This is a genomic window from Streptomyces sp. NPDC059785 (genome assembly GCF_042732375.1).
Lineage (GTDB): Bacteria > Actinomycetota > Actinomycetes > Streptomycetales > Streptomycetaceae > Streptomyces.
The window spans coordinates 1-19,457 of record NZ_JBHWHV010000011.1 but is presented as its reverse complement, the minus strand read 5'-3'; the positions used below and the strand labels follow the sequence as shown (position 1 = coordinate 19,457).

Here is a 19,457-nt window from a genome sequence, read left to right as displayed (position 1 = left end):
TCTGGAGGAGAGCCATCGTGCCTCGTACCGTCAGGGACGTCGTCTTCGTCGACGGCGTCCGTACCCCGTTCGGCAAGGCGGGCCCGAAGGGCATCTACCACGAGACCCGCGCCGACGATCTCGTCGTGAAGGCCATCCGGGAGCTGCTGCGCCGCAACCCCGGTCTCGACCCGAAGAAGATCGACGAGGTGGCCGTCGCCGCGACCACGCAGATCGGCGACCAGGGCCTGACCATCGGCCGTACCGCCGGTATCCTGGCCGGTCTGCCGACCTCCGTGCCCGGCTACTCGATCGACCGCATGTGCGCGGGCGCGCTGACCGCCGTCACCACCACCGCGGGCTCCATCGCCTTCGGCGCGTACGACGCCGTCATCGCCGGTGGTGTCGAGCACATGGGCCGCCACCCGATGGGCGAGGGCGTCGACCCCAACCCGCGGTTCGTCAGCGAGAAGCTGGTCGACGAGTCCGCCCTGTTCATGGGCATGACGGCGGAGAACCTGCACGACCGCTACCCGCACATCACCAAGCAGCGCGCCGACGAGTACGCCGTGCGCTCGCAGGAGAAGGCGGCCAAGGCGTACGCGAACGGCAAGATCCAGGCCGACCTGGTGCCGATCTCGGTGCGCAACACCAACGCGGAGGTCGGTGAGACGGGCTGGGGCCTGGTCACCGCCGACGAGCCGATGCGTCCGGGCACCACGCTGGAGAACCTGGCGAACCTGAAGACCCCGTTCCGTGTCCACGGCCGGGTCACCGCCGGTAACGCGGCCGGTCTGAACGACGGCGCCACCGCCTCGATCATCGCGAGCGAGGACTTCGCCCGCGAGAACGGCCTGCCGGTCAAGATGCGCCTGGTCTCGTACGCCTTCGCGGGTGTCGAGCCCGAGGTGATGGGCTACGGCCCGATCCCGGCGACCGAGAAGGCCCTCGCCAAGGCGGGCCTGTCGATCGAGGACATCAACCTCTTCGAGATCAACGAGGCGTTCGCCGTCCAGGTCCTGGCCTTCCTGGACCACTACGGCATCGCCGACGACGACGCGCGCGTCAACCAGTACGGCGGCGCCATCGCGTTCGGCCACCCGCTGGCCTCCTCCGGCGTGCGGCTGATGACGCAGCTGGCCCGCCAGTTCGAGGAGCAGCCGGAGGTCCGCTACGGCCTCACCACCATGTGCGTCGGCTTCGGCATGGGCGCCACGGTGATCTGGGAGAACCCGCACCACAAGGACGCCGGAGGCGACAAGTGAGCACCGCTGAACTCCTCAAGGGCGCGGCCGAGCTGTTCCCCGACGAGGTCGTGACCTCGGCGCACGTACGCCACCTCGACCTGCCCTTCGGCGCGGGGCGCTTCGCGCTCATCACGCTCGACAACGGCCTGGACCACACCAAGCCGACCACCTTCGGACCGCAGTCGCTGGCGAACCTGAACGCCGCCGTCGACCAGGTCGAGAAGGAGGCCGCGGCCGGTGAGATCGTCGGCGCCGGCATCACCGGCAAGCCGTTCATCTTCGCGGTCGGCGCCGACCTCAAGGGCGTCGAGCTGTTGAAGCAGCACGACCACGCGCTCGCCATCGGCAAGGGCGGCCACGAGGTCTTCAAGCGCCTGTCGGGCCTCGCGGTCCCGACCTTCGCGTACTACAACGGTGCCGCGATGGGCGGCGGCGTCGAGGTCGGCCTGCACTGCACGTACCGCACGGTCTCCGCCGCGCTGCCCGCCTTCTCGCTGCCCGAGGTCTTCCTCGGTCTGGTCCCCGGCTGGGGCGGCTGCACCCTGCTGCCGAACCTGATCGGCGCCGACAACGCCGTCTCGGTCATCATCGAGAACAGCCTGAACCAGAACAAGCAGCTCAAGGGCGCGCAGGTCTACGAGCTCGGGATCGCCGACGCGCTCTTCGAGGGCGCCGACTTCCTGGAGCAGTCGCTGATCTGGACGGCGTCCGTCCTCAAGGGCGAGATCGTCATCGAGCGCCCCGAGATCGACCGCGGCGAGGCCTGGGACCAGGCCGTCGCCAAGGGCCGCTTCATCGCCGACTCCAAGGTGCACGGCGCCGCCCCGGCCGCCTACCGCGCGCTCGACATCATCGCCGCGGCCAAGGACGGCGACCTCCAGAAGGGGTACGACGCCGAGGACCAGGCGCTCGCCGACCTGATCATGGGCGGCGAACTGCGCTCCGGCATCTACGCCTTCAACCTCGTCCAGAAGCGCGCCAAGCGCCCGGCGGGCGCGCCGGACAAGAACCTGGCCCGCCCGGTCACCAAGGTCGGCGTCGTCGGCGCAGGGCTGATGGCCTCGCAGCTGGCGCTGCTGTTCCTGCGCCGCCTGGAGGTGCCGGTCGTGCTGACCGACATCGACCAGGAGCGCGTCGACAAGGGCGTGGGCTACGTCCACGCCGAGATCGACAAGCTGCTGCTCAAGGGCCGCGTCAACCAGGACAAGGCCAACCGCCTCAAGGCGCTGGTCAGCGGTGTCCTGGACAAGGCCGAGGGCTTCTCGGACGCGGACTTCGTGATCGAGGCCGTCTTCGAGGAGATCGGCGTCAAGCAGCAGGTGTTCGCGGAGGTCGAGGCGGTCGCCCCGGCGCACGCGATCCTCGCCACCAACACCTCCTCGCTGTCGGTCTCCGAGATGGCGTCGAAGCTGAAGCACCCCGAGCGGGTCGTCGGCTTCCACTTCTTCAACCCGGTCGCGATCCTCCCGCTCCTGGAGATCGTCCGCGGTGAGCAGACCGACGACGCGGCGCTGGCCACGGCCTTCGGTGTCGCCAAGAAGCTGAAGAAGACCGCGGTGCTGGTGAAGGACGCCCCGGCGTTCGTCGTCAACCGCATCCTCACCCGCTTCATGGGCGAGATCCAGAACGTCATCGACGAGGGCACCCCGGTCGAGGTCGCCGAGAAGGCCGTCGAGCCGCTCGGTCTGCCGATGTCCCCGCTGGTGCTCCTGGAACTGGTCGGCCCCGCGATCGGCCTGCACGTCTCGGAGACCCTCAACCGGGCCTTCCCGGACCGCTTCACGGTCTCCCCGAACCTGGCGGCCGTCGTCAAGGCGGGCAAGCGCGGCTTCTACGTGTACGACAGCGGGAAGCCGGAGCTGGACCCGGAGGTCGCCGCGCTGCTGAAGCAGGGCGACACGGTCCTCACCGAGGAGCAGGTGCGCGAGCGGGTGCTCGGCGCCGTCACCCAGGAGATCGGGCTGATGCTCGACGAGGGTGTCGTCGCCGAGGCCCAGGACATCGACCTCTGCCTGATCACCGGTGCCGGCTGGCCCTTCCACCTGGGCGGCATCACGCCGTACCTGGACCGCGAGGGCGTCTCGGAGCGGGTGAACGGCAAGAAGTTCCTGGCCCCGGGCGTGGCGAGCGTCCCGGCGTAAGCACCGTCCGCATACGGATGCCCGGCACGCCTCACGGTGTGCCGGGCATTTGTGTGCCGGGCATCCGTGTGCCGGGGGCTCACACCTGCCGCCACGCCTCCAGCGCGAGCCCCGGCTCGTCCTTGCGGCGGGCGAGGTACAGCTCGCCCGCCGGGGTGAGGCTCGCCGCGACGACCCGGCCCTCCTCGTCCTCGGCCAGCGCGACCCGGGCGTCCGCCGGGAGCTGCGGGCCCGACTCGGTCCACCAGGCGCCGGCCGTCTCCTGCTCGGTGGGGAAGGCGGCGAAGGCGACCCGGCCGCTCGCCGAGCGCTGGGCGAGCAACGTGCAGTCGTGGCCGTCCAGTTCGCAGCGGACCGCCGCCACGGGTCCGGGTCCCGCGCTCGCGATCACGGGGGCGGGTTCGGCTCCCGGGCGCCAGACGCGCAGATCGCCCGAGGTGTCGGTGAAGAACAGGCTGGTGCGCTCCGGCGAGGTGGCCAGCGCCCGGAGCGTGCCGGGCCGTACCGGCGTCTCCATGGCCTCGTCGAGGACCGGCGGCTGTCCGGGCGCCTCCTGCCGCCAGTGCAGGATCGCGCCGGGGACCGCCGCGTACAGCTCGACCAGTCCCGATTCGCCGGTCACGGCCGCCAGGTCCTCGTGGACCTCGCTGCCCTTGAGGTCGCGCCAGGGGCCCCAGCCGCCCTTCTCCTTCTGGCCGAGCATGCTCACCCCGCCGCCGCCGTTGCGCACGAAGACATGGGCGCGGCCCTGCGCGTCGACCGTGACCGCCGGGGCGCCGGTGCGGTCGCCCTTCTTGTTCGGGTGGCCGAGCGGGGTCCAGTCCAGGGCGGCGAGCCGGGGCCGGAAGTGGGTGGAGTGCACCAGGCCGGACTCGCCCGCCGCGGTGGGGCGCCAGGCCACCAGGTGGGCGTAGCGGTCGGCGCCCTGGCCGACCGCGAGCACGGGGTGCAGGCGCTGGTCGCCGCCCACCGCCCGGGGCGGGTCCCAGGGGCCGCCGGGGCCGTGCTCGGCCCGGCAGAGGGCGGCGGCCTCCGTCGGCAGGTACGCGCTCAGCCTGCCGTCCCGTCCGCGCAGGAACCAGTTACCGTTCACGACCGTCGACACGCGCTCACTCTAGATCGGTGGCGGGGCGGACACCGGACCAGCCCCGGTCCCGGGGCCCCTTCTCTCACCGCAACCGGAACACACCGGTCAGCAGGGCGTGGTCGGACTCGGGGAACGTACGCGCCCGGCCCGTGACCGTGGCGAAGTGGCTGCGGTCGGCGAAGACGTAGTCGATCTTCCGGCCGCCGGCCGTGGGGCCGCCCCGCCGGTCGGCCTCGGTGAAGTACGGCGTGAGGAACCCGAGCGCCGGGGAGTCCGGCGGGGCGTTGAGGTCACCGGCGAGCACGACGCGCCGCCCGGCCGGCAGGTCGAGGAACCGGTCCCTGATCTCCCGCAGTTGGCCGGGGGCGCCGCCGTAGGCGTGGGCCGTGCACGCCGTGAGCGGTTCCCCCGCGAACTCGGTGTGGGCGCACAGCAGTCCGCGGCGCACGTCGACGGTCCGGCCGCCGCCCGTGTACGTCTCGCCGCCGGTGTGCGTGAACGCTTGGAAGTCCTGTACGTCGTCGGGCACGTTCCGGCGGCTGAGCACGGCCTCGCCGAACCGGCCGCCGGGCCCGCAGTTCGGCACGTTGTCCTGGAAGGAGGCGTAGGTGCCGTCCATCCGCCAGCCCGCTCCGGCCAGCCGTTCCTTCAGGGCGGCGTACTGGGTCAGGCAGATCTCGTTGACGGTGAGGATGTCGGGCCGGAACTTCCGGGCCCGCGCCGTGACGCGCTCGATGGACGTACCGGCTCCGGATCCCCCCGCGTTCCAGGTGCAGTGGGCGGCGGCCCCGCACAGGTTGTACTGCATGACGCGCAGGTGGCGCGGGGCCGCCGGGGCGGCGTCGCCCGAACCCTCGGGGGCGGACACGGCAAGCACCGTGAGCACCGCCGCCACGAGGAAGGCCGCGGTGCCCCACACGAACACTCCGGTACGCGTCACCCGTCCAAGGTGACGGGAATTCACCGGGTGCGCCAGGGTCCCGGCGGAGCGCCCACCGACGGCGAGAGCTGACGGCGGACGTGGAGCCTGCCGTCCGTGCCGACGACGGCCGTGACGACGGCGCCCGCCGCGTCGTACGCGAGCACCGGGGCCTGCGCGAACATCCCGCCGGACTCGCGCCAGTGGGTGCCGGAGACGTTCTTGTCCCGGTCGGGCAGGGACGCCACGAGCCGGCCGCGGCTGCCCCGGTGCGCGAGGTACGCCTCCCGGGCGCCGCGCTCGGGTGCCCACAGGGCGGCGACGGCGCCGGTGCCGCCGTGGCCGCCGAGGCCCGCCCCGGAGCCGGGCCAGCGCCCGTCGGGGTGCTGGCGGTAGGCCATCACCTGCCCGGTGCCCGCCTGACGGAAGTACAGGCAGGTCCGGCCCTCGCCGGAGTCGACCGCGGTGATCCCGCCGGTCGCGGGCCTGCCGGTCCTCAGGGTGTCGTCGAGCACGAAGGGGCCGCCGCTCTCCTGCTGGTACCAGCGCCAGACGGTGTTCTTGCCCGGTACGTACAGCTCCACGGTGCCGTGCCCGGTGGTCAGGGCCGTGCCCGCGTCCTGCACGAAAGAGCCGCCGAGGTGCTGCCAGGGCGTCCACGAGCCGTCGGTGTCGCGGCGGCGCAGGCTGACGCCCTGCGCGAAGTCACGGACGAACACGTACAGCCGGCCCTCCGCGTCGACCGCGGCCGAGGGCACCCCGGCCTCCCGCTGGCGCCGCCCGTCGCCGTGCGCCCAGTCGGGGTTCTCCAGGGTCCGCCAGCCGCTGAAGCCGCCGCCGTCCGCGTCCTGCACGGTGTGCACGACGTCGACGGTGACCCCGCCGCCGACGACCGGCTGGCGCCGCAGCCCGACGAGTTCGCCGGGACCGCCGGGCACGCCCGTGACGGCGACGGTGGGCGAGAGCCAGCCGTCGCCGAGGACGTACGGGCCCTTCCACTCGCCGCTCGCGGGTCCCGTCTCGGTCCAGAAGGCGAGCCGCCCGGCCAGCGTCCCGAAGGCGTTGAGCCGGCCGCCGGGCCCGAGCCGCAGCCAGCCGGCCGTCGGCGAGTAGCGGTAGGCGGCGCTGCGCATGTGCGTGCTGCGGTACGGGTCCGGGCCGAGCTGCCGGTCGCCGCACCGCTCGCAGGTGCCGTGCGGGCAGCTCGGCGGCGCGTCGAGACCGGCGTACGTGGCGAGGTACTCGCCCTTCTCGGTGACCGCGGCCGGGTCCAGGTTGTAGCCCCAGAAGCGGTTGGCGTAGGCGCGGTAGTGCTCGACGACCGGGTTGTGCCCGGCCTCGCGGTGCCGGAGCAGGGCGGCGAGGACGAACTCGGCGGTGGCGGTGTGGTCGGCGTGGTCGGAGCAGACGAACTCCTCCTTGCCGCCGTCGTGTTCGGGGTCGGGGTCCATGGTCCGCACCGTGGTCGGGCGGGTGTGGGCGAGCAGCGCGGTCAGCGCGGCGACGACCTGTTCGCGGGTGATGTGCTGCGTCTCGCCGACGGTGCAGCCGCGCACGGGCAGTGTCGCCTGGGTGCGCGAGGTGCCGTCCCACAGCTCGTGCAGGCGGGTGCGGGTGCCCCGCTCGGTGGGCGCGCCCTGGTGGAGCTGGAGGAAGTACAGGCACACGCCGTCCGTCTCCTGGAGCGTGAACCGCTCGGCGGCGAAGCCGGGTACGAGGTCGACGGGCTCGCGCCGCCAGGGGCTGTTGCGGTCGCCGGTCGCCATGCGGGCGTAGGCGGCGCGCAGGCCGCAGCCGCGTGCGGTGCTGTAGCCCGCGAAGTCGGGCGGGACGGCGCCGCGCGCGGGGTCGTCGGTGTCGGCGTTGACGCCGTCGCCCTCGCCCGCGGTGAGCACCACCGTGGTCACCCGGTCCCCGTCCTGGAGGGAGCGGACCAGGTCGGGGTTCATGAAGTACAGGTCGTCGTCCTGGTGGGCGACGACGTGCAGGACGCTGCGGTCCGCCGGGGTCGCGTTCACCGGTCCACCACGTTCATCGCCATCGCTCCCGAGGCCGAGCAGTAGGGCCGTACCCACACCGGGCGGGCCGGGTGGAAGACGGCGTAGGCGGAGGGTTCGTCGCCGACCAGGGGCAGCGACGGGTAGCCGTAGGCGCCCTTGACGTCGGGGAAGTCCTCCAGCAGGTGGCAGACGCGCACCTTGCGCCGGTCGGCCGGGTCCGGCTGGAGCCACCAGTCCCAGTCCTCCCAGCGCTCCAGGCGGTGGTCGACGACGTGGCGCACGGGCGCCTCGGCGCGGAAGCCCTGGCGGCCGAGGACCTGCACGGGCACCGTGAAGTCCTTCGTGTGCCGGCCGCGGCGGCTGACCACGAAGAGCGCGCCGGGTTCGAGCCGGCGTTCCGCGCAGAAGACGCCCTCCAGGCGGATGCCGGTGTCGGTGACCTCCACGCGGGTGCATTCGGCGTGCTCCTGGCGCAGCACCGTACGCAGCATCAGCCGGCCGTTGGGCTGGGCGTAGGGCAGGTTCCAGCCGACGGAGCGGGTCGCCGGGCGGTCGATCAGCCGGGCGCGGGCGTCGATGAGCGCGCGGGTGTCGCGGATGCCCGCCTTCATGTGCACGGCGGCCGACTTCGGCGCGCGCATGGCGACCTGCCAGCGTCCGTCGCCGAGTTCGTCGAGGGCGGAGGGGGTGAGCGCCGCGGTGTAGCGGGTGCCTCCGTTGTCGAGGTTCTTCCGTACGGTACGCAGCGGCATCTCGGGGCGGGCGTCCCCGTCGGAGGGCTTGTGGCGGAGCACGAACTGCCAGCGCCGGCGGCCCTCGCCGGGGCCGTCGGCGCTGAACCGCAGCCAGCCCGCGTCGTCGGCGGTGACGTCGACGGTGGCCGCGCCGATCGCCACGGGGGGCACGGTGACCTGGGCGGTGGCGGTCTCGCGGGGTCCGGCGGGCGGGCGGTAGCCGCGCTCGCCCGCGGCGCGGCGGCGGGCGGCGTCCGCGAAGAGTTCCAGGTAGCGGCCGGCGACGGCCGCGGGGTCGTAGCGGGCGGCGTTGCGCAGCGCGGCGGCCCCCATGTCGCGGCGCAGTGCCTCGTCGCCCATCAGCCGGCGCAGTCCCCAGGCGATGGCGTCGACGTCGCCGTTGGGGACCAGGAAGCCGTCCTCGCCGTCGCGCAGGATCTCCCGGGGGCCCACGGGGCAGTCGGTGGAGACGACGGGCAGGCCGCAGCGCATCGCCTCGACGAGCGTCATGCCGAAGGACTCGGCGCTGGAGGTGACGGCCGCGATGGAGCCCTTGGCCCATTCGGACTCGATGGGCGAGAAGCCGCCCATGAGCAGCGCCCGGCCCGCGAGGCCGAGTTCGCTCACCAGGGCGCGCAGCTTGCCGGCCTCGCCGCCGTCGCCGTAGATGCGCAGCTGCCAGTCGGGGAACTCCTCGGCGAGCAGGCCGAAGGCGCGGATGAGCAGGTCGTAGCGTTTGATGTGGTGCATGCGGCCCGCGCTGACGACGACCTTGTGGGCGCAGTCGGAGGGGGCGACGGCGGGCTGGGGCACGCTGTTGGGGATGCCGACGACGGGGATCCCGGCGATCGGGGTGTTCTCCTGGAAGGAGCGCGCGTCGGCCTCGGTGACGGTGGTGATGGCGTCGAGCCGCGGGTAGACCCGGGCCATCTCGGCGCGTACGGCGGGCGGGATGGCCAGGTGGGTCATGTGTTCCTGGGCGACGCGCAGGGCACCGTCGCGGGTGTGCGCGGCGACGAAGAGGTTGAGGCTGGGCCGGGTGCCGACCACGACGTCGGCGTCCGTCCGCTGGAGCTCGCGGATGATCCGCCCGTCGGTGAACCTGCTGTACTGCGCGGAGAACTCCTCCTGGCGCGGCACCACTTCGCTGGGTTCGTCGCTGCCCGCGGCGGAGCGGTCGGCGGAGCCGGGGCGCAGGTCGACCAGGGCCCGCACGGTGATGCGCGGGGAGATCTCGAACTTGGTCGCGGTGGCGCGCCGGAAGACCGAGACGATCTCCACGTCGTGCCGGACGGCGAGCGCCTCGGCCAGGTTGATGACCGTGCGGTTGGTGCCGCCGATGCCGTAGATGTTGTTGATCAGGAAGGAGATCTTCACCGGACCTCGCCCGCCTTGCGCTCGAAGGGACTGGGGACCGGGTAGTACGAGTCGAGGAACCCGGAGAGCATCGCGGTCTGGCGCTCGGTGTCGTGGCCGTCGGAGAGCGTGTCGTTGATGCAGAACGCCTTGCGGTCGCGGCGGGCCAGCAGGATGCCGAGCCGCCGCTGGATCTCGGGCCTGGCGAGGTCGAGATAGGCGAAGCTGATGGTGGAGGGCACGGCCCGGCCGGTGAAGTACGCGTAGTAGTGGTACAGCGAGGACGGGATCGAGATGTCGGTGGCGCTGCGGAACCGGCTGAGCGAGGTCGCCCGGTGCACGTCGGCGTACTCGTGCTCGATCTCCGCGAGGACGCTGCGGCGCAGGGCGTAGGGGGCGTGCCGGAGCTTCTGGACGATGGCCGAGCCGAAGTGGTCCAGGATGATCCGGCGGTTGTTCTTGCCCGCCGCGTCGACGGGGCGGTCCCCGAGGGTGAGGTCCCAGCGGGGCACCTGGGACGGGGAGAGGAACGTACGGGTCATGCCGTTGGAGAGGAAGAAGTCCTGCGGGGTGACGGGGGCGCCGAGGAACATGTCGTCGTTGAAGTAGAGGAAGTGCTCGGAGAGGCCCTTGATGTGGTGCAGGCGGCTCTCGATGGCGTGCGAGTTGAAGGTGGGCAGCGCGGCGGGGTCGTCGAAGATCTCGGAGTGGTCGACGACGGTGATGCGGGGGTGGCGGTCGGCGAGCCAGGCCGGGCGCTGACGGTCCGTCACCAGGTAGACGTGGCGCACCCAGGGGGCGTGCTGTTCGAGGGCGCGCAGCGAGTAGCGCAGTTCGTCGCGGCTGATGTAGCGGGCGGCGTTGGCTGACTCGGTGTGGTAGCCGCCGGGTCCGTACGCGCCGCGCCGCCGCTGCCACGCGGGGTCGTTGCCGTCGACCCAGGTGTAGACGACGTCGATCGGGAAGCGCACGTCCTCGGGCAGCGCCTCGGCGCAGGGGCGGATGGTGCGCACCGCGCGGGTGCGGCGGGTGTGCAGGGCGGCGAAGCCGGTGAGGCGGCTGACCGGGACGGTGACACGTGGCTCGTCGACGGCGACGTCCTCGGTGACCCGGTTGGGGCGCGGTGCCACCAGGCGCCCGTCCTCGGGCCGCCAGAACTCCAGGTCGCAGCCGTAGTCCAGGCCGAGGACCAGGGATCCGGCCGGGTCGCTCCAGACCATGCCGACGCGCAGCACGGCGGCCTCGCGTGCGAGGTGCCGGGCGCGGCGCGAGCCGGACAGCGCCGGCCGGCCGGTCGCGGCGTCGCCGTGGCAGGCGCTCAGATAGACGGGTCCGGTGCGCGCGGCGGAGTCCAGGGCGGTGCGGACCCGGTCCCGGTCGGCCTCGGCGACCGCGAGGCAGGAGCGGAAGTCGGAGTTGCCGCGGATCGCGAAGTAGTCGACGCCCGCCTCCTCCAGCAGGCTCACCACGAGTTCGAGGTTGGCCTCGCGCAGGCCCAGCGGTGACACGGTCGGCCGGACCAGGGCGATCCGCTCGCCGCGCCCGGCGAGCGCGGCGAGCCGTTCGTCCGCCCGGAACAGGTGCGGCCAGCGGCGGCGGGCCCGCAGGCCGCGCAGCGCCCGGCCGCCCAGGCTGAGGGTCTGGAGCCGGCGCAGCAGTTGTTTGAGCGCGGTGCGCAGCCGGGCCGGTACGCGGCGGGCGATCCGGCGCCGGAGCCGGGCGGGGACGAGGGTGCGGTAGGCGCCGACCGCTGCGGTCGCCTCGGCGTTGGCGGCGCTCATGAGCGGGTGTCCGGCGTCTCGGGTGCCTGGTGTTCGAAGACGCAGGGCACGGGCAGGTAGCGGCGCAGGAAGCCGAGGACGGCTTTGGTGCCGCCTCCGCCGAGGGCTTCCTGGGAGCCGAGGCCGAAGAGCTGGAGCTGCTGGGTGTCCCGGCGCACCAGCAGCCGTTCGAGGCGGTGGGCGATGCCGGGCAGTGCGGCGTGCAGCGCGGCGGTTGCCTCGCCGGAGGGGTCGGCGAGCCCGGCGACGTACCCGTAGTGGTGGGCCACCCCGTCCATGGGGTGGGTGCCGGGCACGGCGCGCAGCAGTTGCCCGTCGGCGGCCCGCGGGGGCTGGACGCCGGTCGCGGCGAGCCGGGCGAGGGCTTCGAGGCGGTAGGGCTGGGGGCCGTCGGCGTAGCCGTGCGCGGTGACGCGTCCGGTCGCGGAGTAGGCGGCGCGGGTCCAGGGGGCGAAGGACTCCTCGGCGGTCCAGGGGCCGCGCCGGGGGCGGGTCTGGCCGTGCGGGGTGAAGTAGTCGAAGGGGCGGACCGGGCGGGTGAGCAGGGCGCCGGGGCGCAGCAGCAGGAAGTTGTCCGCGAGGTCGGGCACCTGGTGCAGGGCCGGGTCGGCGCCGGGCTGCACGGGCACCACGCTGAGCCGTTCGCCGGCCCGCAGCCAGGACGGTACGGGGGCCTCGGCGAGGACGTGGACGACGTCGGTCCAGGGTGCGTACTGGTGCACCGAGCGCAGTGCGGCGCGCAGCAGTTCCTCGCCCCAGTCCGTCGGGTGCCTAAAGAGCAGGACGGCGTCGACGGGGAAGGTGATCTCTTCGAGCCTGGCGATGTCGAAGTCCTCCAGCGTGATCGTCGGCTCCAGGTCGCCGTCGATGTCGCAGTAGCCGGAGAGCCGGTCGAGGCCGATCTCGATGCCGAGGGCGTCGCGCGGGACGGCGCGCTGCACCCGGTTGGGGCGCGGCCCGGTCAGCCGTTCCTCGGGGAGGTCGGTGTTGACGGTCCAGAACTCGATCTCGATGCCCTGGTCCTCGCCGACCCACAGGTTCTGGGTGGGGTCGGTGCGCAGCCAGGTGAGGCGGACCACCCGGGCCTTGCCGTAGTGCTTCCACGCCTTCACGTGGCTGCCGGGGACGGCCTGGGTGTCGCTGTTCGCCGGGGAGACGGAGACGACATAGCCGGTGTGCTCTTCGAGCAACGCGCGTAGCGCCCGGCGGACGGCGCCCTTGTCGCGCTGTTCGACGGCCAGGCAGATCCGGCGGTCGTCGAGCGCGGGGACGGCGAACCAGGGGATGTCGGCGGCGTCGAGCGCGTGCGTGACGAGGTCGTGGTCGAGGCGGCGGGCCCGGTCGACGGAGAGTCCGGTGTGCACGTGCCCGATCCGGCCGTCGGGCGCGGTGACCCGGCGCTCGGAGTGCCCGAACTCCGCCCTGCGGACACGGCGCAGGGCCCGCCGGTGCAGCCTGGCCTCGCGGCGGCCGAGCGTGCGGGCGAGGCCGCGCTTGACCTTGCGGCGGACCCGGACGGGTACGGTGCCGGCCGCGGCGGAGCGCACCGGGCGGGGGACGAGCCGCTGGTAGACGTGGGACGCGGAGCTCAGCGACGTCGAGTCGGACACGTCAGGAACTCCGTTTCATCGCTCGTGCGGGCTGGGGGTCGGGAAGTAGGCGTCGAGGAAGCCGTCGAGCAGTTCCTGCTGGGCCTCGATGTCCTCGGGGGTGGAGAAGGCGTCGTTGAGACAGAAGGAGTCCTGGTTGCGGCCGTCGAGGAGCCGTTGCAGCCGGTCCGCGAGGTCGGGGACGGCCAGTTGCAGATAGGTGAAGGGCATCGAGCCGGGCTGGGCGCGGCCGGTGAGCGCGGCGTAGTACAGCGCGAAGGACGAGGTCGGCGACAGGTCCGTCATGGCGCGGAACCGGCTGGCGGAGGTGCGGGCCCAGGCCTCGGGGAAGTCGGCCTCGGCCTCCTCCATCGCGGAGCGGCGCAGCGCGTACGGGATGTGCTCCATGGGCTGGGTGATCACCCTGCCGAAACGTTTTTGCAAAAGCGCGCGGTTGTTCTTGCAGGCCGCGTCCACGGGGGTGTCGGTCTCGGCGACCGGGCCCTGCGGGATGCGGTTGCGGGAGGGGAAGTAGCGCGCGGTGCCGTTCGGGGTGAAGAAGGCGTGCGGCGCCACCGGGCGGCCCATGAACATATCGTCGTTGAAGTACAGGAAGTGCTCGGCCAGGCCCTCGATGTGGTGGAGCTGGCTCTCGATCGAGTGCGAGTTGAAGGTCGGCAGGTCCGCGGGGTTGCGGAAGATCTCGCGGTGGGTGGCGATGCGCAGCCCCGGCACGTCCTCGTCCAGCCACGCCGGCACCTGGTCGTCGGTGACGATGTAGATGTTCCGGATCCAGGGCGCGAACAGGTGCAGCGAGCGCACCGAGTAGCGCAGTTCGTCGCGGCTGATGAAGCGGGCGTCGCTGGCCGACTCGGCGTGGTAGACCTCGCCCTTCGCCTGCGCCTTGCGCTGCTTCCAGGCGGGGTCGTCGCCGTCCACCCAGGTGTAGACGGCGTCGACGGGGAAGGCGATGTCGTCGGCGCAGTTGACCAGGAACTCGGGGCGGGTGGCGAGCGCGGGCGCCAGGTGCGCCGGGGTCCAGTCGGAGACGAAGCGGCTGAAGAGCCGGGCCGCGCCCAGGACGTTCACGCCGTCGGCGGCGACCGCCCAGGTGGCGCGGTTGGCGCGGGGCGCGACGAGGTGGGTGCCGCGGCGCTGCCAGAACTCGACGGCACAGCCGTACTCGTGTCCGAGCAGCAGGTGGCGGCCGGGGTCGGTGCGGTACCAGCTCACCTGGACGACGGGCGCGGTGGCGACGTCCCGCCACGCCTTCGGGTCGCGGGTGGAGACGGGGCGGGCGGCGCGCGGGGCGTCCGGGTCGACGACGCTGAGGTGCCCCGGGTACTGGCCCAGGCCGCGGAAGACGGCGCCGAGCACCCGCTCGCGGTCCTCCTCGGCGACGGCGACGACGGTGCCGTGGTCGCCGGTGCCGCGGACCGCGAAGTGGCCGACGCCCGCGGCGTCGAGCAGCGCGGTCAGCGCGGACCGGTTCGCCTCGCGGGCGGCCAGCGGGGTCAGTCCCGGCTCGACGTAGACGTCGCCCCGCTCGGCGGTGACCGAGGCGTGGCCCGTCTGCGCGGAAGTCTGCCGCGGTGCTTCGGCGGCCGGCGCCGGGGCATGCCCGTGGACGCCCGCGGCCCGGTGGACGGCGGGTTCGGAAACGGTCGTCACGCCGGCTGCCCCCCACGGGCAGACGCATGCAGCGGCACAGCCACCCTCCCCTTCCTCGCCCCGGCCGGAACCGGCGACGAGACACTCTGCGGCCGCCCGCCCTCCAGCCCCCCGGCTCGAATCGGCGCCCGCACACTCGCCGGCCAGATCGCCGGCGTCAATCATTAAAAGTTTCAACCTTCACAGGTCTCGCACATCATTACTAGGCGATGCACAGCTGTCAACACCAGTCGCAAATGACAGAAAACACACAGGGAGTGACAGACCGAATGAACGGAAGGCGACGGTTCGGCAACGGGCGGGCGCCCGCCGTGTCCGGACATCGGTTTATAGTTCACCCACATCGCGGCAGTCGAGCCGCGCGGGCCCGGCCTCTCCCCCCACTCGTGCCCTGACCCCGTTGGAACCCAAGGCACCGAGCCGGCAGCGAGAGAGGAACCCGAGGCATGACGCACGCCCCGACGGACACCGAGCCGGGACCCCGCCGAGCCCGGAGAGCACCGTCGAACCGGCGGGCCAAGGCACCGCGCGGCCGCCGCCGGGTGTGGCGCTGGGTCGGCCTGAGCCTCGTCGTGCTGCTGCTCGCGGCCGGCGGCACGGGCTGGTGGATGTACCAGAACCTGAACTCCAACATCTCCGACGTCGACATCGACAAGGCGCTCGGCGACGACCGGCCCGGGAAGCTGCCCACCAGCGGCCAGAACCTGCTGATACTCGGCTCCGACTCGCGCTCGGGCGCCAACGCCGCCCTGAAGACCGGCAACGTCAGCGGCGCCCGCTCCGACACCGCGCTGATGGTGCACATCCCCGAGGGACGCACCCGCGCCACCGCCGTCAGCATCCCCCGCGACACCCTGGTCACCCGCCCCGCCTGCACTACCGCCTCGGGTGAGAAGCTGCCCGAGGCCAAGCGCGTGATGTTCAACTCGGTCTACTCGTCCGGCGGCCCGGCCTGCGTGGTCAAGACCGTCGAGTCGGTCTCCGGCATCCGCATGGACCACTACATGGAGATCGACTTCGCCGGCTTCAAGGACCTCGTGGACGCGCTCGGCGGAGTGTCCGTGACCCTCGACGAGGACATCAAGGACACCAAGAGCGGCCTCGACCTGGCCAAGGGCACCCACCGCCTGGACGGCACCGACTCGCTCGCCCTCGTGCGCACCCGCTACGGCTACGGCGACGGCAGCGACCTCGGACGCATCGGCCTCCAGCAGAAGTTCATGCTCGCCGTCCTCGCCGAGATCAAGCGCCAGGACGTCCTGGGCAGCCCCACGAAGCTGTACGGCATCGCCAGCTCCGCCACCAAGTCGCTGACCACCGACTCCGGTCTGGGCTCGCTCACCAAGCTCGCCCAGTACGGCGGCAGCCTGAAGGCCATCGACCCGTCAAGTATGGAGACGATCATGCTGCCGGTGCGGTACGACACCGAGGACCCCAACCGGGTCGTCGCGGCCGAGCCGCAGGCCGGGCAGTTGTGGAAGGCCCTGCGCACCGACACGACGATCCCCGAGTCGGCCAAGAAGTCGCCCGCCACCGGCGGTTCGCAGTCCTGACACGTGCCAGCGGGCCGGGGTCCGCGCGGACCCCGGCCTGCTTTTCGGCGGTACGGCCTCAGACGCGCGTCGAGGGCGCCATGACCAGCCCCGGCTCGTCCTTCTGCCGGGCGACGTAGAGCGCTCCGTCCGCGCCGAGCAGCGCGAGCACCACCCGGCCGCGGGCGTCGAGCGCCAGCGCGGGCCCGCCCACGCAGCGCTCGCCGGTCGGCGACCACCAGAGCCCGGCCTGCTCGTTCTCGGTACCGCCGACGGCGAGCTGCACCTGCCCCTCGTGGTCCCGGTGGGCGAGGACGGTGCAGTCGTAGCCGTCGAGCGCGGCGCGCAGCGCGGTCACGGGATCCCCGGCCGGGGCGCCGCCCAGCGGCAGCACCCAGCCGCCGGGGCGGTGCGCGACGAGCTGTCCGGTGGCCGGGTCGGTCCAGTAGAAGGTGGCCCGGCCGGGCGCGGTCTCCAGGACCGAGGCCGAGCGCGGTGTCAGTACGACGGGGATGTTCGGGTCCTGCCGGAAGTCGCCGTCCGGCTCGGACTGGAGCCACCGCATGGCGTCGTTCTCACCACCCGCCAGCACCTCGATGCGACCGGAGGCGTGGGCGACGACGGCGAGCCCGTCCCGCACCCGGCTGCCCTTGAGGTCGGCCCACGCCTCCCACTTTCCGGTGGGCGACTCGCGGCGCATCATCAGCCCGCCGCCCGCGTTGCGCGCGAAGACGTGCACCCGGCCCGACGCGCTGACCGCGCCCACGGGCACCCCGAAACGCGCGGCCTTCTCCCGGTCCTTGTGCGGATTGCCGAGCGAGCGCCACTCGGTGACCGGCCGCCCGGTCTGGTACTGGATGGCGTGCACGATGTCGACCGCGGGCGGCCCGTCGCCCTTGGCCACGGAGCGGCGGCCGAGGAAGTGCACATAGGTGTCGGCGCCCCGGGCCACCGACAGATCGGTCAGATGCGGCACCGGGAAGAGCTCGGGCCCCGTCCAGCGCGGGCCGCCCGGCCGCTCCTCGGTCCAGCGCAACAGGCCCGCACGGGTGCGGGCGTACGCGGTGAACCTGCCGTCCTTGCCCAGCGTGAGCCACGGGCCGCCGAGGGTCGCCTCGGCCGCGTACCGCTCGGCGTTGTCGTCAGCGACGGCCGCGGCCGTCGCTCTCCCCCGGGCGGCGCCGCGCCCGGATCTGGTCCGCATGACGTGACCTGCCCCTTCTCATGACGCTCGGCGCGGCTCCCCTGCCGCCTCCGCGTACGGTCACGCGGGGGCCGAGCGCGTTCCATCATAAGATGAACGTTCTACGAACGACGTGTGATGTCGGCGTGCCGTGCGACCCTGACGGCATGGACGACTCCGCCGCCTCCACCGGTCCCGCCGCCCCGGCCGCCTCCGCCGATCCGCTGCTCGTGATCGTCGACGCCGCCAATGTCGTGGGCTCCGTCCCGGACGGCTGGTGGCGCGACCGCAGAGGCGCCGCCGAGCGGCTGCGGGACCGGCTCGCCCGCGACGGACTGCCGGGGCACGCCGGACCCGTGGAGATCGTGCTCGTGGTGGAGGGCGCTGCCCGCGGGGTGACGGCGGTGCCGGGCGTACGGGTGGAGTCCGCGCCCGGCAGCGGCGACGACCGCATCGTGGAGCTGGCCGCCGCCCACCCGGACCGGGCGCGCCTGGTGGTGACGGCCGACCGGGAGCTGCGGCGCCGGGTGAGCGCGTCGGGGGCGGAGGTCACGGGGCCGCGGGCGGTACGGCAGGACGGCTGACCGGCCTGGGCCCCGGTGGGAGTCGGCCGCGGTCAGGACTTGGCGGCCTCCGCCGGCGTCCGGCCCCCCTGCGCCAGCCGGCTGTGGAAGCGCCCGTACAGGAAGTACACCAGGAAGCCGATCACCATCCAGATCGCGAACCGCAGCCAGGTCTCCGCCGGCAGGTTCAGCATCAGCCAGAGCGAGGCGAGGACCGACACGATCGGCACGAACGGCACCAGCGGGGTGCGGAAGGAACGGTGCAGGTCGGGCCGCTTCCTGCGGAGGATGATCACGCTGATCGCCACGACGATGAAGGCGAAGAGCGTGCCGATGTTCACCAGTTCCGCCAGTTCGCTGAGGCTGGTGAAGCCCGCGACGATCGCGATCACCACGCCGAGCAGGATGGTCGGCCGGTGCGGGGTGCGGAAGCGGGGGTGGACGCGGGAGAAGAACCGCGGCAGCAGCCCGTCCCGGCTCATCGCGAAGAACACCCGGGTCTGGCCGAGCAGCAGGATCATGCAGACGGTGGTGAGTCCGACCGCGGCGCCGAAGCTGATGACACCGGAGAAGAAGGGGTGCCCGGTGGCCTTGAAGGCGTCGGCGAGCGGCGCGTCCACGGAGAGCGCGCTGTACTTCTGCATGCCGGTGACGACGAGGGAGACGGCGACGTAGAGCACGGTGCAGATGAGCAGCGAGCCGAGGATGCCTCGGGGCATGTCCCGCTGCGGGTTGCGGGTCTCCTCGGCGGCGGTCGCGACGATGTCGAAGCCGATGAAGGCGAAGAACACGACCGAGGCGGCGGTGAAGATGCCCATCACACCGAAGTTCGAGGGCGCCCAGCCGAACATGAGCTGGATCAGCGGGGAGTCGAGACTGCCGCCGGCCTCCTGCGGCTGCGCCTTGGGGACGAAGGGCTTGTAGTTGTCGCCCTTGACGAAGAACGCGCCGGCGACGATCACGATCAGCACCACGGCCACCTTGATCGCGACCACGAGCGAGGTGATCCGCGCCGACAGCTTCATCCCGACGACGAGGATCGCGGTGAGCACCAGGACGAGCGCGGCGGCCAGGATGTCGAAGCCGAAGCCGTCGGCCCCGTCCCGGCTGCCGAGCGCGGCGGGCAGGTGCCAGCCCGCGTTGTCGAGCAGCGAACGGACGTAGCCCGACCAGCCGACGGCGACCACCGCCGTACCGAGGGCGAACTCCAGGACGAGGTCCCAGCCGATGATCCAGGCGGGCAGCTCACCGAGCGAGGCGTACGAGAACGTGTACGCCGATCCGGCGACCGGGACCGTGGACGCGAACTCCGCGTAGCACAGCGCGGCGAGGGCGCAGACGACACCGGCGACGACGAAGGCGAGGGAGACCGCGGGTCCCGCGTTCTCCTTGGCGACCTTGCCGGTGAGGACGAAGATGCCGGTGCCGATGACCACACCGACGCCGAAAACCGTGAGGTCGAGCGCGGACAGCGACTTCTTGAGCGCGTGTTCCGGTTCCTCGGTGTCCGAGATCGACTGCTCTACGTTCTTCGTCCTGAAGAGGGTGTTGCTCACGAACGTACCTCCCGCGCTTGTCGTCCTCGACATGATCGAGGGGGCTCTCGCTCCGCATGCCCCGACGCGGGGAAGTTCACGCAAACGGGCCGGTGCCGCCACCCGTACAGGGTGGCGGC

Annotated in this window: 13 protein-coding genes; 4 read left to right on the top strand and 9 right to left on the bottom strand. The window is 72.7% G+C overall.

Translation table 11 applies throughout. From position 1 onward, the window contains the following. The first annotated feature begins 17 nt into the window (after positions 1–17). Together ACFV6E_RS10925 and ACFV6E_RS10920 are read left to right on the top strand one after the other, a co-directional pair. The gene (locus tag ACFV6E_RS10925) at positions 18–1,244 is read left to right on the top strand and encodes a thiolase family protein (protein WP_385171174.1); all 1,227 of its coding nucleotides are present in this window, start codon (positions 18–20) and stop codon (positions 1,242–1,244) included. Next, positions 1,241–3,367, top strand: a complete 2,127-nt coding sequence (locus tag ACFV6E_RS10920) for a 3-hydroxyacyl-CoA dehydrogenase NAD-binding domain-containing protein (protein ID WP_385460585.1) — start codon at positions 1,241–1,243, stop codon at positions 3,365–3,367. The genes ACFV6E_RS10925 and ACFV6E_RS10920 overlap by 4 nt, the downstream gene beginning before the upstream one ends. 79 nt (positions 3,368–3,446) lie before the next feature. Here the strand turns inward: ACFV6E_RS10920 and ACFV6E_RS10915 are convergent, their stop codons facing one another. From ACFV6E_RS10915 to ACFV6E_RS10885, 7 genes are all read right to left on the bottom strand, one after another. Then, positions 3,447–4,460 carry a hypothetical protein gene (locus ACFV6E_RS10915; RefSeq protein ID WP_385171202.1) on the bottom strand — a complete coding sequence of 338 codons (1,014 nt, stop codon included), beginning with the start codon at positions 4,458–4,460 and terminating at the stop codon, positions 3,447–3,449. A gap of 76 nt (positions 4,461–4,536) precedes the next feature. Continuing rightward, positions 4,537–5,394: an endonuclease/exonuclease/phosphatase family protein gene (locus ACFV6E_RS10910; protein WP_385171178.1), complete on the bottom strand. Its 858-nt coding sequence runs from the start codon at positions 5,392–5,394 to the stop codon at positions 4,537–4,539. A gap of 20 nt (positions 5,395–5,414) precedes the next feature. Beyond that, the gene (locus ACFV6E_RS10905; RefSeq protein ID WP_385460582.1) at positions 5,415–7,391 is read right to left on the bottom strand and encodes a hypothetical protein; all 1,977 of its coding nucleotides are present in this window, start codon (positions 7,389–7,391) and stop codon (positions 5,415–5,417) included. Next, positions 7,388–9,484 (bottom strand): glycosyltransferase family 4 protein, encoded by a 2,097-nt coding sequence (locus ACFV6E_RS10900; protein WP_385171182.1) that lies wholly within the window; start codon positions 9,482–9,484, stop codon positions 7,388–7,390. The genes ACFV6E_RS10905 and ACFV6E_RS10900 overlap by 4 nt, the downstream gene beginning before the upstream one ends. Continuing rightward, on the bottom strand, positions 9,481–11,244 hold the full coding sequence (locus ACFV6E_RS10895; RefSeq protein ID WP_385460579.1) for a stealth family protein: 1,764 nt from the start codon (positions 11,242–11,244) through the stop codon (positions 9,481–9,483). The genes ACFV6E_RS10900 and ACFV6E_RS10895 overlap by 4 nt, the downstream gene beginning before the upstream one ends. Then, a complete protein-coding gene (locus tag ACFV6E_RS10890) occupies positions 11,241–12,854 on the bottom strand; it encodes a sugar phosphotransferase (protein WP_385171187.1) in 1,614 nt (537 codons plus the stop codon). Before ACFV6E_RS10890 ends, ACFV6E_RS10895 begins: the two co-directional genes overlap by 4 nt. Positions 12,855–12,869: 15 nt before the next feature. Further along, positions 12,870–14,504 (bottom strand): stealth family protein, encoded by a 1,635-nt coding sequence (locus tag ACFV6E_RS10885; RefSeq protein ID WP_385460576.1) that lies wholly within the window; start codon positions 14,502–14,504, stop codon positions 12,870–12,872. A 446-nt stretch (positions 14,505–14,950) separates the two neighbouring features. Here ACFV6E_RS10885 and ACFV6E_RS10880 point away from each other — a divergent pair, with 446 nt between their 5' ends. Further along, positions 14,951–16,057, top strand: coding sequence for an LCP family protein (locus ACFV6E_RS10880; protein ID WP_385171192.1), 1,107 nt, complete (start codon positions 14,951–14,953; stop codon positions 16,055–16,057). Positions 16,058–16,115: 58 nt separating this feature from the next. Here the strand turns inward: ACFV6E_RS10880 and ACFV6E_RS10875 are convergent, their stop codons facing one another. After that, the gene (locus ACFV6E_RS10875; protein WP_385171194.1) at positions 16,116–17,240 is read right to left on the bottom strand and encodes a hypothetical protein; all 1,125 of its coding nucleotides are present in this window, start codon (positions 17,238–17,240) and stop codon (positions 16,116–16,118) included. 146 nt (positions 17,241–17,386) lie between these two features. Between ACFV6E_RS10875 and ACFV6E_RS10870 the strand changes: the two genes are divergently transcribed. Next, positions 17,387–17,803 carry an NTP pyrophosphohydrolase gene (locus ACFV6E_RS10870; protein ID WP_385171196.1) on the top strand — a complete coding sequence of 139 codons (417 nt, stop codon included), beginning with the start codon at positions 17,387–17,389 and terminating at the stop codon, positions 17,801–17,803. 32 nt (positions 17,804–17,835) lie between these two features. Here ACFV6E_RS10870 and ACFV6E_RS10865 read toward each other — a convergent pair whose 3' ends face one another. Beyond that, the gene (locus ACFV6E_RS10865) at positions 17,836–19,338 is read right to left on the bottom strand and encodes an amino acid permease (protein WP_385460573.1); all 1,503 of its coding nucleotides are present in this window, start codon (positions 19,336–19,338) and stop codon (positions 17,836–17,838) included. Positions 19,339–19,457: the final 119 nt, after the last annotated feature.